This is a genomic window from Vibrio sp. 1078-1 (genome assembly GCF_033340475.1).
Genome location: NZ_JAWOWM010000620.1, coordinates 1 through 588 on the forward strand (window position 1 = coordinate 1; position 588 = coordinate 588).

General features: G+C 47.3%; 1 protein-coding gene. It reads right to left on the reverse strand.

Annotation, left to right across the window (positions count from 1 at the left end; translation table 11 throughout):
* Positions 1-536: 3'-5' exonuclease (locus R7190_RS29145; RefSeq protein WP_318138105.1), on the reverse strand; the 536-nt coding region annotated here is incomplete at its 3' end.
* Positions 537-588: the final 52 nt, after the last annotated feature.

The window sequence follows — 588 nt, forward strand, 5'->3', positions numbered from 1 at the left end:
TTCCCTGCATAGCTAAACTGCTTTTCGATTTGCAGCGTGTCGACAAAATACGCGGGGAAATCCTCTACTTGGTAGCGAGAGGAAAAATAAGCGTGAATGAAGGCTTTTTCAATGCAGCATCCGTGGGCGAGCACCACTTTTCCTGTGATGCGTTCCAACAACCGATTCATACCTTCATCCAATGGCAGTCCTTTGGCGAGATCTTGCGGAGTTAAGCCATTAATTTGCGCTGTTTCTGGTTTGATGAATTGTCCATGACAAATGTACCACTCTTTGGAGCTGGCGATATCAATGCCGTCCAGCGTTAGGTCAACCACGCCAATCGATAAGATTTTATCGCCTTGCGCGTCCACGCCTGTGGTTTCAAAGTCCAACGCAACAAAACTCAAATCCTTCAAGGTCGTTGAGTCATCCACCAAAGGCTGTTGAAGATAGTCTTTCAGCACCATTGGCCAATCGTCAACAACGTGAATGGCTTGGCGTTTTTGCTCAGGAGAGAGCGGCGTTTCCCACCGCTTAAACCAACGTTTAATCATGGTTACGCCCCTTTCACAAACTTCAGTTTCGCGACTTCTTGCATCTCACTGA